The organism is Vreelandella rituensis (assembly GCF_003336665.1).
Lineage (GTDB): Bacteria > Pseudomonadota > Gammaproteobacteria > Pseudomonadales > Halomonadaceae > Vreelandella > Vreelandella rituensis.
On record NZ_QPIJ01000032.1, the window covers coordinates 30,429 to 49,656 of the forward strand.

Consider the following 19,228-nt stretch of genomic DNA (forward strand, 5'->3'; position numbering starts at 1 on the left):
AATATGGTTAAAGTGCGTGACGAACAGCCGCTGACAGCAGGCGGTAAGGTAGACGTCCAGCAATGGTTGGTGCGCGTTCAGGAAGAGGTACGCCTGAAGGAGCCTGATCGGCTGGCGCAAGCCTGTGAATGGGCGCAACAGCTTGAATTGGAAGCGCCTCAAACGCATCGCACCTGGTTATCGCCGGGGTCGAGCTTCCGCATGGGCCTGGAAATGGTCGATATACTGGCGGGGTTGAAGCTGGATCAGCCGACGCTGGAAGCGGCCATGCTCTATCGAGCCGTGCGCGAGGGGAGAACCACCTTGGAAGTGGTCGGCAAGCGCTTCGGAGACGAAGTGGCGAGCCTGATCGAGGGGGTGCTGCAGATGGCCGCCATCAGCTATCCGCAAACCTCCAATCATGGCATGAGCCAGCATAATCAGCAGGAAAATCTGCGCAAGATGCTGGTCAACATGATCAGCGATGTGCGGGTGGCGCTGATCAAGATTGCCGAGCGTACCTGCGCGCTGCGTCAGGTTAAGGATGCTCCCCGGGAGAAATCTCTGCAAGTGGCCCGGGAAGTCTTCGATATCTACGCCCCCCTGGCGCATCGCCTGGGAATCGGGCAAATCAAATGGGAGCTGGAAGACCTTTCGTTTCGCTATCTGCATGAAGCCGAATACAAGACGATTGCCAAGCTGTTGGCGGAAAAGCGTCTCGATCGTGACCACTACATCAACGATGTCGTGGAAACGCTCAAGCAGCTGATGGAAGCTCAGCACATTCATGACTACGACATCGACGGCCGCGCCAAGCATATCTATTCGATCTGGCGCAAGATGAAGCGTAAGGGCATCGATTTCTCCCAGGTTCACGATATTCGTGCGGTACGTATCCTGGTGCCGGAAGTGACCGATTGTTATACGGTGCTGGGGATCGTGCATTCGCGCTGGCACCACGTGCCCAACGAGTTCGACGACTACATCGCCAACCCCAAGAAAAATGGCTATCAGTCCTTGCACACGGCGGTGATGGGGCCGGAAAACAAGGTGCTGGAAATCCAGATTCGCACCTTTGCCATGCACGATGAGGCTGAGCTCGGGGTGTGCGCGCACTGGCGTTACAAGGGCCATGACACCAACACCAAGAGCCGTGGCTATGAGGAAAAGATCGCCTGGCTGCGTCAAGTGCTGGAATGGCAGGATGAAATCGGCGATTACGGTGACTTGCGCGAAGGACTGTCCAGCGATGTGACCTCGGACCGTATCTATGTCTTCACCCCTGACGGCCATGTGATCGACCTGCCGCATGTCGCGACGCCGATTGATTTTGCCTACCGGGTGCATACCGAAATCGGCCACCGTTGTCGGGGTGCCAAGGTCAATGGGCGCATCGTACCCTTGACCTACAAGCTCAAGACTGGCCAGCAGGTGGAAATCCTCAATGCCACACGAGGCGGCCCCAGCCGTGACTGGCTCAATCCCAGCCTGGGCTACGTCTGTACCTCCCGGGCGCGGGCCAAGATTCAGGCCTGGTTCAAGCATCAGGCCCGCGACCAGAACCTGGAAGAAGGCCGGGCGCTGTTCGAACGGGAAATGAAACGTCTGGACGTCGACGGTCTGGATTTAAAACGCTTGGCCAAAGCGGTCAACTACGTGAGTGCCGATGACATGTACGCCGCCCTGGGGGCGGGGGATCTGCGTATCGGCCAGGTGCTCAATCAGGCCCAGCACCTGTTCGGGGAAACCGATGACCAGGAGCAGCTGGACCGCTTGCTGGCCAAGCCCAAACATCGAAAGAGCCAGACCGGCAAGAGTGACATTACCGTGCTGGGGGTGGGGAACCTCAAGACCAGCATGGCGAATTGCTGCCGTCCGGTACCGGGCGATTCGATTGTTGGTTTCATCACCCAGGGGCGTGGGGTGACCATCCATCGTCAGGATTGCCCCAATATTCTGCAATTGCGTATGGATGAACCGCAACGCATCATCGAAGTCGAGTGGGGGGAGCGGGCGCATACCCGCTACCCGGTCAATATCGAGATACAGGCTTGGGATCGTTCCGGGCTGTTGCGTGATGTTACCGGTGTACTGAGCAGCGACAAGGTCAATGTACTGGCGGTGAATACCTTGACTGATACCAACGAAGGTATCGCTAGGGTGGGGATCACCTTGGAAGTGGACGGCCTGGAAACCTTGGGACGGCTGTTCTCGCGTATACAGCAGTTACCCAACGTGACCGAAGTGCGTCGCTTGCGCAATACCACCGAACCCGACAAGCAAGCCCGCAAAGGACTCTCATGATGTCTCACCCCCGCTATACTCTGGATGACCTTCTGAGCCTGATGGCGGCACTGCGTGATCCTCACCAGGGCTGCCCTTGGGATGTCGCCCAGGACTGGGACTCGATCGTGCCGCATACCCTGGAAGAAGCCTATGAAGTGGCTGATGCCATAGAGCGACGTGCTTTTGAAGAGCTGCCGTCCGAGCTCGGTGACTTGCTGTTTCAGGTGGTGTACTACAGCCAGTTCGGGGCTGAGCAGCAGCGGTTTGATTTTCATGACGTGGTCCATACCCTGACCGCCAAGATGCTGCGCCGCCACCCGCATGTGTTTCCCGATGGCACCTTGAACTCTCGGCGCCCGGCAGGGGTAAGCGCGGCGGATGTCGAAACGCGCCAGGTAACTACCCGCTGGGAGTCATTGAAGGCCGAAGAGCGTGCTGAACGTGGCGTAGTCGAGGATCAGCACCATTCGGTGCTGGATGACGTACCGCTGGCATTGCCCGCGCTCGCTCGGGCGTCAAAGCTTTCCAAGCGTGCCGCCCGGATTGGGTTCGACTGGCCCGACAGCCAGGGCGTGATCGCCAAGATCCGTGAAGAATTGGCGGAAGTCGAGGACGCCTTGGCCGCAGGGAATCACCTCCATGCTCAGGAAGAAGTGGGAGACTTGTTGTTTGCCGTGACCAATTTAGCGCGCGCCTTGAAGGCCGACCCGGAACAGTGCCTGCGAGCCACGAATGCCAAGTTCGAAAGACGCTTTCGCTATGTGGAAAAGCGCCTGCACGAAACAGGAAAAACGCCCCAGCAAGCCGGGCTTGCGGGCATGGAACAGCACTGGCAAGCCGCCAAGGTCGACGAGGTCGATGGAAACTGATTTATCTGACTTTTTTCAAGGAGGACGCTGGCCATGAGTCACGACCTGCACGAATCACTGCGTGATAACGTCCGTATTCTGGGTGACAGCCTGGGACGCACCATTGCCGACGACCTGGGTCAGGGGTTTGTCGACAAGATCGAAGCCATTCGCGCCCATGCCAAGAAAGGGCGCCAGGGCGACGTCTTGTATCAACGTGAGTTGATCGACTATCTGCGCCAGTTACCCGAAAAGGACCTGTTGCCGGTTACCCGCGCTTTCAACCAGTTCTTGAACCTGGCGAATATCGCCGAACAGCACTATCGGGCACGTTTTCGCCGGGTAGAGGATTACAAGCCTGGCTCGCAGCCGGTATTAGGCGAGCTTTTGGCGCGGGCTCGCGAGGCGGGCAATTCCCCGCGTAAGTTAGTCGAAACCTTGGCCACCATGCGGGTCGAGCTGGTGCTGACCGCTCATCCAACCGAAGTCATTCGCCGTACCTTGATCCAGAAATACGATGCGATAGATGAATGTCTCTCGGCTATCGAGGGCTCGGAGGATTACCCCGAGCGTGGAACCCGCGCCCAGGGTCGCTTGGAAGAGCTGATAAGCCAGGCCTGGCACACCGACGAGATTCGTCACGAAAGGCCCACCCCGGTGGACGAAGCCAAGTGGGGCTTCGCCGTGATCGAAAACTCCTTGTGGCAGGCGGTGCCGGACTTTCATCGCGATCTGGACAATCTCCTGCTCGAGACGGCCGGTGAGCGGTTGCCGCTGGATGCCGCGCCACTGCGCTATGCCTCCTGGATGGGCGGCGACCGTGACGGAAACCCCAACGTCACGGCGCGAGTCACCCGCGAAGTCCTGTTGCTGGGACGCTGGATGGCGGCGGATCTGTATCTGCGCGACCTGGAAAAGCTCAAGACCGAGCTCTCCATGTGGAAGGCCAACAGTGCGTTGAAGGCGGAAGCGGGAGAGGTGGCCGAGCCTTACCGCGAACTCCTCAAGCGTCTGTTGACGCGCATGGAGGCCACGCGTGACTGGGCCAAGGCCAAGCTGGACGGCGCCAACCACAATGGCGGCCCCATCATTGAAACCCGTGATCAGCTGTATGCACCGCTTCTCGCCTGTTACCGCTCGCTGTGCGATGTAGGCCTGGACACCATCGCCAACGGTGCGCTTCTGGATACGCTGCGCCGTGTCGCGGTGTTCGGCGTTACCCTGACCAAGCTCGACCTGCGTCAGGAAGCCAGCCGGCATGCCCAAGTGCTGGAAGAGCTGACCGAAGCGTTGGCGCTGGGGCATTACCGCGATTGGGATGAAGAGCGGCGTCAGGCGTTTTTGCTGGATGAGCTGGCATCACGTCGGCCGTTGATCCCGCGGCGTTGGGAGTGTTCGGCGGAGTCCCGCGAGGTGTTGGATACCTTCAAGGTCATCGCCCAGGAGCATAGTGAAGCCTTGGGCACCTATATCATCTCGATGGCGGCCCAGCCTTCGGATGTGCTTACGGTAGCACTACTGATGAAGGAAGTCGGGGGAGAGGTCAGCCTGCCGATTGCGCCCTTGTTCGAGACCCTCAACGACCTGGATCATGCGGGAGCGGTCATCGATAGATTGCTGGCGCTGCCGGGGTATCGTGCCCTGATAGACGACCGTCAGGAAGTGATGATCGGCTATTCGGACTCGGCCAAGGATGCCGGTCAGCTAGCGGCCGCCTGGGCGCAATATCGTGCTCAGGAATCCCTGGTAAATGTGTGCGAATCGCATAGCGTGGACCTTACCCTGTTCCATGGCCGGGGGGGCACCGTGGGGCGTGGCGGCGGTCCGGCTCACGCGGCGATACTTTCCCAGCCACCGGGGTCGGTGAACGGCAGCCTGAGGGTGACCGAGCAGGGTGAGATGATCCGCTTCAAGTTCGGCCAGCCTGAAATCGCCCTGCGCTCCATGGAAATCTATGCCTGCGCGGTACTGGAAGCCACATTATTGCCCCCGCCCGCGCCCGAACCTCAATGGCGCGAGGAAATGGATCAGTTGGCCAAGGTGGCGCATCGGGCTTATGTGGGTGTGGTACGCGAAGATCCGGACTTTGTGCCTTATTTCCGGGCGGTCACCCCTGAAGGCGTGCTGGGCCGTTTGCCGTTGGGTTCGCGTCCCACCAAGCGTCGCCAGGAGGGCGGAGTGGAAACCTTGCGGGCGATTCCATGGATTTTCGCCTGGACCCAGATTCGCTTGATGTTGCCCGCCTGGCTGGGCAGTGGCGAAGCCTTTACTCGCCGACTGGAACAGCCCGGCGGGCGTGAAGTGCTCCAGGAAATGCGTAACCACTGGCCGTTCTTCGGCACTTACCTGGATATGCTGGAAATGCTCTTGGCCAAGGCGGACGTGAGTATCGCCGCTTACTACGAGCATCGTCTGGTTGACGAGCCCAGCCTGAAGACGCTGGGCGGCAAACTGCGTGAACGCTTCGCGCAACTGGAAGTGGCGGTATTGGATGTGCTGCAGCAGGAAAGGTTGCTGGAAAATACCCCCTTGATCCGTCAGGCCATCGATGTACGCAACCCCTATATCGATCCCCTGCACGGCTTGCAGGCGGAGTTGCTACAGCGCAACCGCGATGCCGATGGCGTTATCAGCGCCGACCTTTCCCGGGCGCTGATGGTGACCATGGCGGGCATTGCTGCAGGCCTGCGCAATACGGGTTAAAAAGCCCTGATGCGGCGGCAATGGCTTACGCATCCTATAAGGGTGGTTACTACGGGATGGCTTAGGGATCGAGCCCCTGGAGAACGAGGTGATCGTAGTCGATCAGGCCGATCACTTGCTGGGCACTATCGATAACCGGTGCCACGGCAAGGCCGAATTGCTCGAACAGCCGGGCGCAATAGCGGACTTGCATATCGGGACGGACCCCGATGACCGGCTTGCTCATGATTTCGTAAACATTGATGCGTTGCGATGAACGCCCGGTAGCTAGCACGGCCTTAGCAATATCCGAAGGTAATACGATGCCGTATTCATCATCATCGTGGCGCTTGCGAATAAGTAATGCCCTGGCTTTTTCCTGGCGCATCAAATGGGTGGCATCAGAGACGGTAGTAAAGCCGTCCACTAGGCAGAAATGATTGTGCATGATGTCGCTTACACGAATGATATGAGTCGCTGACATGGCCGGTTCCTAAAGTTTATCCTGCACTGTTTCCGATAAAGAATTGATTTGATGTTGCACGCCCAAGGCATCTTCCACATCCAGTTGAAACGCAATTCCGGTACCCGGGGTGTCGTCGAATTGTCCTTCCTGAGCAATCGCTTCCAGAATCCGGCTGCTATGGTGTTCTTCCACAAGAAAAAGTAAGACGTCACGCTGAGCGGTGATCTCCATGCCGAAAATGCCACGTGCCTTTTTCAATCCTTCACCGCGGGCGTTGTTGATAATGGTAGCGCCGGTGGCTCCGGCATCACGCGCCGCTTTAAGAATCACATCGGTATGTTCATCGTCCACCAGCGTTACGATGAGTTTGAAACGCATGACAAGTCTCCTATGAAAAGGCGAAACGCTACTCTTCCGACACCGCAGAGGTGCCGTTTACTTCACTACGCTGGCGATTAGCACGCCATTGGGCCAGCTGGGCATACCCCATCACTGTAATAATGGGAAACAGGCAGGCCAGAGCGATCATGCCGAAGCCGTCCATCAAGGGGCTACGCCCGGGAATGGTGCTGGCTAAACCTAGCCCCAGAGCGGCAATGATGGGTACCGTAATGGTGGAGGTGGTAACCCCGCCGGAATCGAAAGCCAGCGGGATGATGGCGCGGGGAGAGCGTAATGTCTGCACGATCACCAGGATGTAAGCACCCAGCACGAACCACTGCAATGGCCAGCCCATCACGATACGCCAAGCGCCCAAGGTAATGCCGAAGGCCATGCCCAGGGCGACGGAAATTCGCAGCATCAAGGGGTCGATGGTTCCCCCGGAAATTTCTCCGGCCTTGATCGAGACGGCTATCAAGGAAGGCTCGGCTATGGTCGTGCTTGCCCCGATGGTGAAAGCAAAGAAATACACCCAGTAATAATCGCTCCAATGCCGCTGTGCGCCCTCAGCCATGGCGGGTAGAAAGGCTCCGTCCGTAAGTTGCGTAGCCATCAACTCCCCCATAGGGAAAAGCGCATTCTCCAGTCCTACCAAGAAGAAGGAGAGGCCCACCCAAACCATGAAAAATCCCGTGAGCACTTGGAGTAGGTGTTTGATTTTTTTGCGAATGACAAGATATTGAAAGCCGAAGATGATGGCTATGATGGGCAATATGTCGCGCAGGGTATTCCAAAAAATTTCAGCCAATCCCATCAGTGATCTCCTGTTACCAAGCCAAGCCCGAAAATGCCGAATAGCAGCACGAAGATGATCGGCATCACCGAGGCGAAGGCGATCAACCCAAAGCCGTCCAGCATGGGGTTACGGCCCTTGATGGCGGAGGCAAGCCCGACACCCAGCGCGGTGACCAGAGGTACCGTAATGGTGGAGGTCGTGACACCACCGGAATCATAGGCAATGCCAATGATTTCACTGGGAGCGATAAACGTCAGTACCAATACCAGAATATAGCCGCTGATAATCATCAAGTGGAGTGGCCACCCGTTGAAAATACGAATCACACCCACGACCACGGCGGTTCCCACCGAAAGGGCGACCACCATGCGCAATGTCGTGGCGAACGCCTGTTGGGCGGCTAGCGAAGACGGTATGAGCCCTCCTTGTGAGACGACTTCGCTGGCGCGCGCGGCCACGGCGATCAGAGCGGGTTCCGCCACGGTGGAGCCGAACCCCAAGGCAAACGCGAAAAGTAGCAACCAGCTGAGGGAGCCTTTTTGAACGAATGCCTTTGCCAAGCCCTCTCCCAAGGGAAATAAGCCCAGTTCAAGTCCCTTGATGAACAATGTCAGCCCTATAACGACAAACACCAGCCCAAGTATCAGGTCACCTAGTGCCAATGCATCAGGCAAGGGCTGGCGAATGACCACCAACTGGAAGAAACCTATTACCAGCACCACAGGGGCCAAGTCACGAATGCTATCGCGTAGCTGGCGTAACAAAGAGAAAACCAATTCCATCAGCTAGTGGTTCCTAAATAATCTTGTTTGAAAAATAGCGTGTAATCAAAGTACTAGCATACCCTAATAAAAGCTTTATAAGTTTGATCCTGCGCAAGATCAAGGAGCAAGGAAATTTATTTTGCTAGGCCTTTGTGTGCCGCAATAAAATTTGGCTTCACCTCTGCTTGGCAGATGACGTGTCTAGCACTTAATACTGTGAGACCAATAAACCAAGTGTTGATGATTTCATGTGTTTTCCCACAGATTTTGCTAGGATTTGTTGCATTGCAGCGTAAGCTGCCCGTTGCAAACAATGAAAGGAGTCACCATTTTGAGTTCTCATCCATTTTCCATGCAAGGAAAGGTGGGCATCGTCGCCGGCCTGGCCAATGAAGACAGTATCGCTTTCGGTTGTGCCAAGGCACTCCATGCAGCGGGAGCGGAAATGCTGGTTACCTGCGCTTCCTCCAAAGCGGAACGCTTCGTTACGCCACTGCTATCCGATATGGGCGATCCCGAGCTTGTGGTTTGCGACGTTCAGCAAGATGAACAGCTAAACGCTCTGTTCGAGCGTGCCGATCAACGCTGGGGAAGGGTCGATTTCGTTATCCATTCCATTGCCTTTGCCCCGCTTGACGACCTGCATGGGCGCGTAGTGGATTGTTCGCGCGATGGCTTCTTGCAAGCGATGGACATTTCCTGTCATTCCTTCATGCGGATGAGCAAACGAGCCGAACCCCTGATGAAAGACGGAGGCAGTTTGATCTGCATGACCTACCATGGTGCCGACAAGGTGGTGGATAGCTATAACCTGATGGGGCCGGTCAAGGCGGCGCTGGAAGCCGCGACTCGTTACATGGCGGCGGAGCTGGGGCCGAAAGGTATCCGCGTACACGCAGTATCCCCGGGTGTGATTCGTACCCGGGCGGCGTCGGGGTTGAAAGAGTTCGAAGCGTTGGCAAAAGACACCGAAGCTCGCGCCCCCCTCAAGCGCTTAGCTACGATAGAAGATGTTGGTAATGCTGTGGTGTATCTAACGGCGCGCTCCGGGGCGGCCCTGACCGGCATGACGCATTACGTCGATGCGGGTTATCACATTTGCGCTTGATTCACCCTTGCCACTACTTTTAGGAGTCAGTATATGTCACAGACAAAGGAAAATAGTTTCATTGAGAATCGCACCTTCGATGAAATTCAAGTGGGGGATCAGGCGCATTTGGAAAAGCGTCTGACCATGGAGGACATCAAGCTCTTTGCGATCATGTCGGGGGACATCAACCCTGCCCATGTGGATGATGACTTTGCCAAGAGCAGCACCTTTCAGGAAGTGATTGCTCATGGGATGTGGGGTGGGGCGCTGATTTCCACCGTGCTGGGGACTCAGTTACCCGGGCCGGGAACGATTTATATCGGCCAGACGTTGGCCTTCAAGGCACCGGTGAATCTGGGTGACGTACTCAAGGTAAGTGTCAAGGCCGTCGAAAAGAACGATGCAAAGCACCATATTCGCTTTGATTGCCGGTGTGAGAACCAGAAAGGCAAGGTGGTTATCGAAGGCGAGGCCTGGGTATTGGCGCCTACGCAAAAGATCAAGCGCCCGCGCACCGTCATGCCCCAGGTGCGCCTGGCCGAGCGTGGACGACTGCATGAAATACTCACCGCTGCCGATCATCCGGATGCCGTGCGCATGGCGGTGGTTCATCCGGTGGATGAAGTTTCCATCATGGGAGCGTGCGAGTCCGCCGAGCAGGGGTTGATCATACCGGTGCTGGTGGGACCGAGAGCCAAGATCGAGGCGGCCGCCGACGCCGCTGAAGTGGACATTTCCAACTTCGAGCTGGTCGATGTGCCTCACAGCCATGCGGCAGCGGAAAAAGCGGTCGCCATGACGCGTGAAGGCCATGTCGACGCCTTGATGAAAGGGGCGCTGCATACCGATGAGCTATTGCGTGAAGTGCTCAGGCGGGAAGGCGGCCTGCGTACCGGGCGCTGCATCAGCCATGTCATGGCATTCGATGTACCCACCTATCCCCGGCCGCTGTTCATCACCGATGCGGCGATCAATATCTACCCCAATCTCGAAACCAAGCGCGATATCGTGCAAAACGCGATCGAGCTTGCCCATGCCCTGGGCAATACCGATCCCAAGGTAGCGATTCTTTCGGCGGTGGAAACGGTCAATTCCAAGATCACCTCGACTCTGGATGCGGCGGCGCTGTGCAAGATGGCGGAACGTGGCCAGATCACCGGCGGAACCCTGGATGGCCCCCTGGCATTCGACAACGCCGTCTCTGAAGCGGCCGCCGAAACCAAGAAGATCGTCTCGCCGGTGGCGGGCAAAGCCGACATTCTGATCGCGCCCGATCTGGAGGCGGCCAACATGCTGATGAAGCAGTTGACCTATCTGGCCGATGCCACCGGAGCGGGTCTGGTTGTGGGTGCCAGGGTGCCGATCGTGCTCACCAGCCGGGCCGATGACGCAATAACGCGCATGGCCTCTTGCGCTTTGGCGCTATTGTTGGCCGATTATCGTAAGAAAAATACGCGAGCGTCATCATAAGGAGCTGTTTCATGAAGGATATTCTGGTCATCAATAGTGGTTCTTCCAGCATCAAGTTCGCGCTGTATGCCCCTGGCGATGACGACGACGAAAGCCTGGCGCGTTTTCGCATGCGTTATCAAGGCCACTTTTCCGGCCTCGGGCAGACGCCGCGCTTTTCTCTCAAGAATGGCCAGGGCGAGCCGGTGGAAACCGAGCAGGCGCGCGAGCTGCCGGAAGGCATGGAACATCATGCCGCCCTTGAGCGTTTGCTGACATGGATCGAGCAACAACCCGACCTTGACGATATCGCCGTGGTCGGTCATCGGGTGGTGCATGGCGGGCGTGACTATCATGCGCCGGTGGTGCTGGACGAAAAAAATACCCAGGCACTGGAAACGCTGATTCCTCTGGCGCCGCTGCATCAGCCGTTTTGTCTGGCGCCGGTCAAGATGCTTGCCGAGCGGCGTCCGGACCTGGTGCAGGTTGCGTGCTTCGATACCGCCTTTCATACCACGCAACCCAAGGAGTCCCAACACTTTGCCATCCCGCGGGAGTTGACCGAAAAAGGTCTGGTGCGTTATGGCTTTCACGGGCTTTCCTACGACTATATCAATCGCGTCTTGCCGAGCTACTTGGAAAGCCAGCCAGAAAACCATCTGAACGGCGCCTCAACTGAACGCGTGATCGTGGCTCACTTGGGAAATGGGGCAAGCATGTGCGCCATTCACAATGGCAAGAGTGTGACTTCCACCATGGGCTTTACCGCAGTGGATGGGCTGCCCATGGGGACGCGTTGCGGCAATATTGATCCGGGCCTGGTGCTGCATCTGCTGGAAGAAGAAAAAATGAGTCTCGAAGAAGTCAGTGAGCTGCTCTACAAGCGCTCCGGCTTGCTCGGGGTATCGGGGGGAATCAGCAGCGATATGCGTGAGCTTCTGGCAAGCGATGCCCCCGAGGCGCAGGAAGCTATCGACCTGTTCATTTATCGTATCGTGCGGGAAATCGGTAGTCTGGCGGCTGCCATGGGGGGGCTGGACCAGCTGGTGTTCACCGCCGGTATCGGTGAGAAAGCGGCGGCGGTGCGAGAAGGGGTGTGTCGTGGATGTGAATGGTTGGGCGTTACGCTGGATGCCGAGGCCAACCAGGAAAATGCCCAACGCATCAGCCATCCTGAGAGCCGCGTCGGCGTCTGGGTGATACCCACCGATGAAGAACGCATGATCGCCTGGCACAGTGCGAAGCATCTGCAAGCCGAATCAGCAGAGGCGAACGCCAAGTAACAGCATGCCGGCATCCAGGCTGTGCCAGCCCCACCAAGCCAGGGCCATGCCGGCGACCATCAAGGCTGCCGCCAGGCAGCCGAGCAGTGTTGTCTGGTTCATCAAGAAGCCACTTGGGTAATGGGGCGCTGCAAGGGGGCCTCGCTGATGAACCAGTGCAGGGCGGCGGCCAGTACCGAAAGCAGGATGGCGATCTGCCAGACCAGGTCGTAATGACCGGTCAGGTCGTAGAGATAGCCGCCCATCCAGACGCCCATGAACGATCCTAACTGATGGAAAAGAAACACGATGCCGCCGAGCATGGAAAGGTGGCGTACGCCGAATACCGAGGCCACGATGCCATTGGTCAAGGGCACGGTGGAAAGCCACAAGAGCCCGATGGCGATACCGAACAGGTAGGCGCTGGTGGGACTCAACGGCAGAAAGACAAAGGCGGCAATCACACCTCCCCGAATCAAATACAACCAACTCAGCAGATGCGGCTTGGAAAAATGCCCTCCCAGCCAGCCCGCCAGGTAAGTGCCAAAAACATTGAACAGCCCTACCAGTGCCAGGACGGTAGTGCCCACCTGTATCGCCAGGCCGTTATCAAACAAGTAACTCGGTAAATGAACGGCGATAAACACTACTTGAAAGCCGCATACGAAAAACCCCAGGCACAGCATCCAGAAGCCTCGCTGGCCCGCGGCTTCATTCAGCGCGGCTTTCAGGCTGAGATCCCCGGCTTGGTGCGCCATAGGTCTATCCCGCAGCATGGCGCCCAGCGGTACCATCAAGGCCGCCATGCAACCCATGGCCAATAGTGCCGCTGACCAGCCCAGCCATTCGAGCAGGCCCAGGGTGCCGGGCAGCACGGCAAACTGGCCGAAGGAGCCCGCCGCGCTCACGATGCCCATGGCCATGCTGCGCTTTTCCGGCGCCACCGCACGTCCGACTGCCCCCAGGATCACCGAAAAAGTGGTACCCGAAAGGCCCAGGCCAATCAACATCCCTGCGCTCAGGGTCATGCTCAAGGCTGAGCCTGAAAGCCCCATCATCACCAGGCCCAGGGCATAGAGTGCGCCACAGATCACAATGACCCGAGCCGCGCCGAAGCGATCCGCCAAGGCGCCGGTAAACGGCTGGGTCAGCCCCCATATCAGGTTTTGCAGGGCCAGGGCAAAGGCGAAAACTTCACGCCCCCAGCCGAAATCGTTGCTCATGGGCGCCATGAAAAGCCCGAAACCATGGCGCAGCCCCATGGCGGTGGCGATCACCATGCTCCCCAGGATGATCAGCAAAAGCACATGATGGCGCGTGACGGCCATGGTCGGTATGGCAGGCATGATGGTTATCTCATTGGTTCGCAGACTAATTGATTGTCTCTACTATGGCATGCGTTTCAGTGCTTGTCTTCCTCCGGGGCCAGAGCGTTGAGCAGGCCGCGTAGCAAGGAAAGCTCCTTGCGACTGGGTTGGGCACGGGTAAACAGCGCTTGAAGCTGTTGTTCGGTACGCGCATGGGGTTGGGTAAGAAAGCCACTTTGTTGCATCACGCGTGCCAGGTGCGCCTGAAAATGCATGAACTGCTCACGGCTGGGGGGGATGTCGTCCAGAGGGCGCTGGTAAGTGAAGTCACTCTCGGCAGACTTGCGCCAGGCACGATGTACTTCATAGGCGAGAATCTGCACCGCCTGGGAAAGGTTGAGAATGCCGTACTCGGGGTTGGCGGGAATGCTGACTTGATGGGTGCAATGGCGGATTTCGTCATTGGTCAACCCCGAGCGCTCACGGCCGAATACCAGAGCAATCGGCGCCTGATGAGCATTCCGGACCACCGCCTGAGCCATGTCGTCGGGTTCATCGAAATGCGGCAGCGGCAGGCTACGCAGTCGGGCGCTGGCGCCGACCACCTGGACGCAGTCGTTCACCGCCTCTTCCAGGGAGGTAACGACACGCGCCTGGGCTACCAGATCTTCGGCTCCGGCTGCCAGGCGTGTCGCTTCTTCGTCAGGGAAGGCGCGCGGATTCACCAGCACCAGATCGGTCAATCCCATGGTTTTCATCGCCCGCGCTGAAGCGCCGATGTTACCGGGATGAAACGTCTGAACCAGGACAATGCGTATGCGGCTGAGTATAGGGGAGGAGAGCATGGACGGCGCCAGATTGAAAACGCCGATAGTAACAAAAAACCGGGAGCAGCAAAAAATAGGAAGCCACAAAAAAAACAAGCCCCGCATGTGCGGGGCTTGAGTCGACGAAACGTCGGGGGTGGAAGGCGCTTAGGCCGGCATTACATCATGCCGCCCATGCCTCCCATTCCACCCATGCCGCCCATATCCGGGCCAGCTTCTTTCTCTTCGGGATCATCGGCGATCATGGCTTCGGTGGTGATCATCAGACCAGCCACGGAACCTGCCGACTGCAAGGCGCTGCGCGTTACCTTGGCCGGGTCGAGAACACCCATTTCGAACAGGTCGCCGTACTCACCCGTTTGAGCATTGTAGCCGAAGTTGCCTTCGCCATCCTTGACCCGGTTGATGACCACTGCCCCTTCTTCACCGGCATTGGTAACAATCTGACGCAGCGGTGCCTGGAAGGCACGCAATGCCATATTGATACCGTGGTTCTGGTCTTCGTTGTCACCGGTCAGACCAGTGAGCTTGGCCATGACGCGAACCAGAGCGGTACCACCACCAGGCACGACGCCTTCTTCAACGGCGGCGCGAGTCGAGTGCAGCGCATCTTCGACGCGTGCTTTCTTCTCTTTCATTTCCACTTCAGTGGCGGCACCCACACGGATGACCGCAACGCCGCCGGCCAGCTTGGCAACGCGTTCCTGAAGCTTCTCTTTGTCGTAATCAGACGAGGTATCTTCGATCTGGGCGCGAATCTGGTTGACGCGAGCTTCGATGTCGTTTTCGCCGCCGGCACCATCGATGATGGTGGTGTTTTCCTTGGACATGGTCATGCGCTTGGCAGTGCCCAGGTGATCCAGTGTGGTCTGTTCCAGCGTCAGGCCGACTTCTTCGGAAATCACGGTGCCGTTGGTCAGGATGGCGATATCCTGCAGCATGGACTTGCGACGGTCGCCGAAGCCGGGTGCCTTGGCGGCGGCTACCTTGACGATACCGCGCATGGTGTTGACCACCAGCGTTGCGAGGGCTTCACCTTCGATATCCTCGGCGATGATGGCCAGCGGCTTGCCTGCCTTGGCCACGGCTTCCAGCACCGGCAACAATTCGCGGATGTTGGAGATCTTCTTGTCGACCAGCAGCAGGTAAGGATCTTCCAGTTCTACCGTCATGGTGTCCTGGTTGGTCACGAAGTACGGTGACAGGTAGCCACGATCGAACTGCATGCCTTCGACGACTTCCAGTTCGTCTTCAAAGCCGCGACCTTCATCGACCGTGATGACGCCTTCCTTGCCGACCTTCTCCATCGCTTCGGCAATGATTTCACCGATGCGCTTGTCGCCGTTGGCGGAAATGGTGCCGACCTGAGCGATTGCCTTTGTGTCGGTGCAAGGAACGGACATCGCCTTGATTTCCTTGACCGCTGCGGCGACGGCTTGGTCAATGCCACGCTTGAGGTCCATCGGGTTCATGCCCGCGGTCACGCCCTTGAGGCCTTCGGTCACGATAGCGTGGGCCAGAACGGTGGCGGTGGTGGTGCCGTCGCCGGCAACATCGGAAGTCTGTGAGGCGACTTCCTTGACCATCTGCGCGCCCATGTTCTCGAACTTGTCCTTCAGTTCGATTTCCTTGGCAACGGAAACACCGTCCTTGGTGACAGTGGGTGAGCCGAAGGATTTTTCGATGACGACATTACGGCCTTTCGGGCCGAGGGTGACCTTGACCGCATTGGCAAGGATGTCGACGCCACGCGCCATACGCTTGCGAGCATCATCGGAAAACTTAATTTGCTTAGCTGCCATGGTGATTATTTCCTAAAATCGAGTTCGTGGAACGTGATGGGGAAGAAAAGCAGTCGCTTAACCTTCAACAACCGCAAGAATGTCGGATTCGCTCATGATCAGGACTTCTTCGCCATCGATCTTTTGCTTATCGACCCCGTAACCATCCTTGAAAATCACGTTGTCGCCGACCTTGACATCTAGCGGGCGAACTTCACCATTTTCCAGAATGCGTCCGTTACCCACTGCAAGAATCTCACCGCGGGTAGGTTTTTCCTGTGCATTGCCCGGAAGCACGATGCCGCCAGCGGTTTTCTGTTCTTCTTCCATGCGACGGATAACGACGCGATCGTGCAAAGGACGGATGTTCATGCTCACGTTCTCCTAATTAGTGTCAAAACCCATTACATTGGGCGGTTATCTGAGTGTCATTCCCGCAGGGAGTACCTGTCGGGAAGTGAAAGTGCCATGGGCACCTTCCTTGTCGATGGTGATACCGCGGATAGCTGCGTTATCACCTGAACTGTGTGCTGCCACAAAAGTGGGGGCTGGACGTAGCCTTTCAAGGGGTTGGTACAAAAAAAATCCCTTTTCGCTGAAATGACCAAGGCATTCATCAGCATCGATGAAGGGCACCCGTCAGCGCCGATTAAAAGGTTCGTCACGGCTGATGAAATCGCCTTCAAGAGGCTGGCTATTCGATGAAGAGGCCTGATCATGAGGCTTCTGGTCACGGCCTGACCAACGGTCCTGTTGCGTGAAATTGGTCTCCTGGTCGTTATGGGGTGCTTGCGGCTTGACCCCGGCACGCAGCCCCAACCACGTGAGTGCCCTGAGCAATAGCTGACGTGCAGTAGGAATCAGGCAGGCGAATCCCAAGGCGTCGGAAAGAAACCCGGGTGCCATCAGCAGGGCGCCTCCAAAAATCAATGCTGCCCCGGTCAACAATTCACCTGATGGGAGTTCTCCTGCATTCATGCGTTGTTTGGCTCGGGCCAAGGTGGCCACGCCTTCCTTGCGAATCAGGTGCAAACCGGCAACGCCGGTGAGTAATACCAGAATCAAAGTAGTCAGGAGACCGATCTGACTACCCACTGAAAATAGGATGACAAAATCAACAAGGGTAAATAATGAAATAAATAACAAGATGGGCATGCTGGCTCCAAATATAACGTGCGTGGTCAATGTGGTGGCATTCCAAAAAAAAACAAGGGCGAGGAGGGGGCTCGATTTTTTATTGGGTCTGCACTATGCTGCAATGCACAATGAATAAGTGCTGGAATTGGCGAACGATAAGCATAGAGTCGATGTTAAATTATTGAAGTGAAAGGAGATGCAAAATGGAATTGGCAAACACGGTCATTGCAATTACCGGTGGCGCTCAAGGATTAGGTCTGGCCATGGCGAGACGGCTGGGAAAGCAAAAAGCAAAATTGGCGCTTTTGGACATCAGTGCCGAGACGCTGGACAACGCCGTTTCGCAATTACGTGAAGAAGGTATCGAGGCCGAGTGCTTTGTTGTCGATGTAAGTGATGAAAATTCGGTCATACAAGGATTTGCCGATATTGCCCAGCGGATGGGACCTATCAACGGCTTGGTCAATAACGCCGGGATCACTCAAGATGCCTTGCTGGTTAAAGCCAAGGAAGGCGAGGTGGACAAACGGATGTCGTTGAAGCAGTGGCAACAGGTTATCGATATCAATCTGACCGGCGTTTTTCTGTGTGGTCGTGAAGCCGCTACCCAGATGATCGAAGCGGGCCATGAAGGGGTAATCGTCAATATTTCCAGTATTTCCCAAGCTGGTAACATGGGCCAGAGCAACTACGCAGCATCCAAAGCCGGCATTTCGTCACTTACCGTCACTTGGGCGAATGAGCTGGCGCGCTACGGTATCCGCGTAGGGGGAGTGGCTCCAGGCTTCATGAAGACGGAAATGACCGAATCAATGCGTTCGGACATGCTGGACCGAATCACGTCGAATGTACCTCTGAGGCGTTTAGGTGAGCCTGATGATATTGCCCAAAGCGTTGAGTTTATTTTTACAAACGATTATTACACCGGTCGTATTCTCGAATGTGATGGAGGTTTGCGCCTCTAATGCCTTGCGCCGTCACAGCTTGTGTCAAGAGGTAACCGCAATGCTTGAAGTCGGTCTGCCCAGGCCGGCTTTCACCTCTTTGGTGCGGTTGGCGATTTAAAATAATAATTTTTAGAAAAAGTCTCGGTCGAATTCACGGTGAAAATACATCTCCAGACGCAGGGTCATGGCCCAGCGTGGTTCATAATCCTCTTCCCGAGCAAAGTGCAGTTCGGGGATTACGTCGGCGTAAAGAATTCCTTTGTGAAGGTTGCGACGATAACGGGTCTGGAGATAGTAATCGTTCAATCGCGGGTCGGAGGCGCTTTCCCCCAGGGCAATTGCCGAGTAACGCAGTGCACTGCGGCGATTGATTCGATGATTGAGTTCGGCAGTTTCGCTATATTCCAGGGTGTCGTGTTCTTCGCGCCACTGAACATTGGTGATAAAGCGTAGATGCCGGTTGCTGCTGAGCGGCCGTCCGATGTCCCAGCGGGTTCTCGCCGAGTAACCATCATGGTTGAACCAGGAGAGCCGGTTGTTGGATTCCAGTTGCCAAGGACTTTCATTCAAGGTCCAGAGCCGTTCGTTGGTAAAACGAACGTAAGGGTCGAGAGGCAACCGCAAACGTACCCCGGCATCTACACGATTGTTCCATGTTTTGCGTTTATCGCGCTTTTCCAGCCAGGCGAGGCCTAGGGTAGAGGTGCTCCGGTCACGCTGATCCCTTGCCAAGCGTCCAGAACCTTGTTCTTCCAGAGTGCCCTGGGCTTCTTCCGGGTCGCTTTCGATGAGCAGCCTGAGGCGCTCTTCCGAGGTAGGCAGATCAATCCGATAACGTAGGTTGAGCTCGACATCAGTGCCTTCACCCTCTCGCCAATCGACTTCTTGACCGATACGCAGGTAAGACTCGTTATCGACCTCTTGATAGTCGTCGGTGCCGAAAAATTTATCTATATTTCGTGACGTGGTATCCACCCATCGCGCCACGTTTGCATGGGCAGGGGTAATATGGCGTTCTGCCCATTCGGGTAGGTCGCTATCGCTGGCAGGCTCCGCCTGAGCCATGGAGCTGAAAAAACCACATAAGCAAGCACTGAATATCTTCTTCATCGTTTTGCGCGGGAAACCCGGTTGCTTTAGCGCCGGGAGGGATAGCGCGTCGTGCGCAGCACGACTCGGGGTTCCCTGTACGCGTCTCCTTTATGATTGGATTGTGGGTAGTGGGT

Annotated in this window: 18 protein-coding genes; 7 read left to right on the plus strand and 11 right to left on the minus strand. The window is 56.8% G+C overall.

Translation table 11 applies throughout. The annotated features are described in order from the left end of the window. The first annotated feature begins 3 nt into the window (after positions 1-3). Genes relA through ppc form a run of 3 tightly spaced genes read left to right on the plus strand, consistent with a single transcriptional unit; the run spans position 4 to position 5,816 of the window. Positions 4-2,283, plus strand: a complete 2,280-nt coding sequence (gene relA / locus DU506_RS13140; RefSeq protein WP_114487381.1) for a GTP diphosphokinase — start codon at positions 4-6, stop codon at positions 2,281-2,283. Then, the gene (gene mazG / locus DU506_RS13145; protein WP_415843623.1) at positions 2,280-3,134 is read left to right on the plus strand and encodes a nucleoside triphosphate pyrophosphohydrolase; all 855 of its coding nucleotides are present in this window, start codon (positions 2,280-2,282) and stop codon (positions 3,132-3,134) included. Before relA ends, mazG begins: the two co-directional genes overlap by 4 nt. A 33-nt stretch (positions 3,135-3,167) precedes the next feature. Continuing rightward, positions 3,168-5,816 carry a phosphoenolpyruvate carboxylase gene (ppc, locus tag DU506_RS13150; protein ID WP_114487366.1) on the plus strand — a complete coding sequence of 883 codons (2,649 nt, stop codon included), beginning with the start codon at positions 3,168-3,170 and terminating at the stop codon, positions 5,814-5,816. A 61-nt stretch (positions 5,817-5,877) separates the two neighbouring features. Here the strand turns inward: ppc and DU506_RS13155 are convergent, their stop codons facing one another. From DU506_RS13155 to DU506_RS13170, 4 genes are read right to left on the minus strand one after another with little or no spacing between them, the layout of a single operon-like run. Further along, positions 5,878-6,279 (minus strand): CBS domain-containing protein, encoded by a 402-nt coding sequence (locus DU506_RS13155; protein ID WP_114487367.1) that lies wholly within the window; start codon positions 6,277-6,279, stop codon positions 5,878-5,880. Between the two features lie 9 nt (positions 6,280-6,288). Continuing rightward, positions 6,289-6,639 carry a P-II family nitrogen regulator gene (locus DU506_RS13160; RefSeq protein ID WP_114487368.1) on the minus strand — a complete coding sequence of 117 codons (351 nt, stop codon included), beginning with the start codon at positions 6,637-6,639 and terminating at the stop codon, positions 6,289-6,291. Positions 6,640-6,667: 28 nt separating this feature from the next. Continuing rightward, positions 6,668-7,456 (minus strand): Na,Li,K/H(+) antiporter subunit UmpB, encoded by a 789-nt coding sequence (gene umpB, locus DU506_RS13165; RefSeq protein WP_114487369.1) that lies wholly within the window; start codon positions 7,454-7,456, stop codon positions 6,668-6,670. Beyond that, entirely contained in the window at positions 7,456-8,220 is a 765-nt protein-coding gene (locus DU506_RS13170) for a DUF1538 domain-containing protein (RefSeq protein WP_114487370.1), read from the minus strand. The genes umpB and DU506_RS13170 overlap by 1 nt, the downstream gene beginning before the upstream one ends. 313 nt (positions 8,221-8,533) lie before the next feature. Here DU506_RS13170 and fabI point away from each other — a divergent pair, with 313 nt between their 5' ends. The 3 genes from fabI to DU506_RS13185 are packed head-to-tail and all read left to right on the plus strand — an operon-like array spanning position 8,534 to position 12,024. Then, entirely contained in the window at positions 8,534-9,310 is a 777-nt protein-coding gene (gene fabI, locus DU506_RS13175; RefSeq protein WP_235825610.1) for an enoyl-ACP reductase FabI, read from the plus strand. 33 nt (positions 9,311-9,343) lie between these two features. Beyond that, entirely contained in the window at positions 9,344-10,762 is a 1,419-nt protein-coding gene (locus DU506_RS13180; RefSeq protein WP_114487372.1) for a bifunctional enoyl-CoA hydratase/phosphate acetyltransferase, read from the plus strand. An 11-nt stretch (positions 10,763-10,773) separates the two neighbouring features. Then, a complete protein-coding gene (locus DU506_RS13185; RefSeq protein ID WP_114487373.1) occupies positions 10,774-12,024 on the plus strand; it encodes an acetate/propionate family kinase in 1,251 nt (416 codons plus the stop codon). Here the strand turns inward: DU506_RS13185 and DU506_RS22515 are convergent. From DU506_RS22515 to DU506_RS13210, 6 genes are all read right to left on the minus strand, one after another. Continuing rightward, complete coding sequence (locus tag DU506_RS22515) at positions 12,001-12,126, minus strand: hypothetical protein (protein ID WP_268877326.1); 126 nt, start codon at positions 12,124-12,126, stop codon at positions 12,001-12,003. The two genes, DU506_RS13185 and DU506_RS22515, sit on opposite strands and share 24 nt — an antisense overlap. After that, positions 12,126-13,331: an MFS transporter gene (locus tag DU506_RS13190; protein ID WP_114487382.1), complete on the minus strand. Its 1,206-nt coding sequence runs from the start codon at positions 13,329-13,331 to the stop codon at positions 12,126-12,128. The genes DU506_RS22515 and DU506_RS13190 overlap by 1 nt, the downstream gene beginning before the upstream one ends. Positions 13,332-13,405: 74 nt before the next feature. Beyond that, positions 13,406-14,140 carry an RNA methyltransferase gene (locus DU506_RS13195; RefSeq protein WP_114487383.1) on the minus strand — a complete coding sequence of 245 codons (735 nt, stop codon included), beginning with the start codon at positions 14,138-14,140 and terminating at the stop codon, positions 13,406-13,408. Between the two features lie 155 nt (positions 14,141-14,295). Then, complete coding sequence (gene groL / locus DU506_RS13200) at positions 14,296-15,939, minus strand: chaperonin GroEL (protein WP_114487374.1); 1,644 nt, start codon at positions 15,937-15,939, stop codon at positions 14,296-14,298. Positions 15,940-15,996: 57 nt separating this feature from the next. After that, positions 15,997-16,290: a co-chaperone GroES gene (locus DU506_RS13205; protein WP_114487375.1), complete on the minus strand. Its 294-nt coding sequence runs from the start codon at positions 16,288-16,290 to the stop codon at positions 15,997-15,999. A 267-nt stretch (positions 16,291-16,557) separates the two neighbouring features. Further along, positions 16,558-17,073: an FxsA family protein gene (locus DU506_RS13210; RefSeq protein ID WP_114487376.1), complete on the minus strand. Its 516-nt coding sequence runs from the start codon at positions 17,071-17,073 to the stop codon at positions 16,558-16,560. Positions 17,074-17,258: 185 nt separating this feature from the next. On the opposite strand from DU506_RS13210, the gene DU506_RS13215 reads away from it, so the two are divergent. Further along, positions 17,259-18,020 (plus strand): SDR family oxidoreductase, encoded by a 762-nt coding sequence (locus DU506_RS13215; RefSeq protein WP_114487377.1) that lies wholly within the window; start codon positions 17,259-17,261, stop codon positions 18,018-18,020. A gap of 111 nt (positions 18,021-18,131) precedes the next feature. Here DU506_RS13215 and DU506_RS13220 read toward each other — a convergent pair whose 3' ends face one another. Then, entirely contained in the window at positions 18,132-19,112 is a 981-nt protein-coding gene (locus DU506_RS13220) for a hypothetical protein (protein ID WP_114487378.1), read from the minus strand. Between the last annotated feature and the right edge of the window lie 116 nt (positions 19,113-19,228).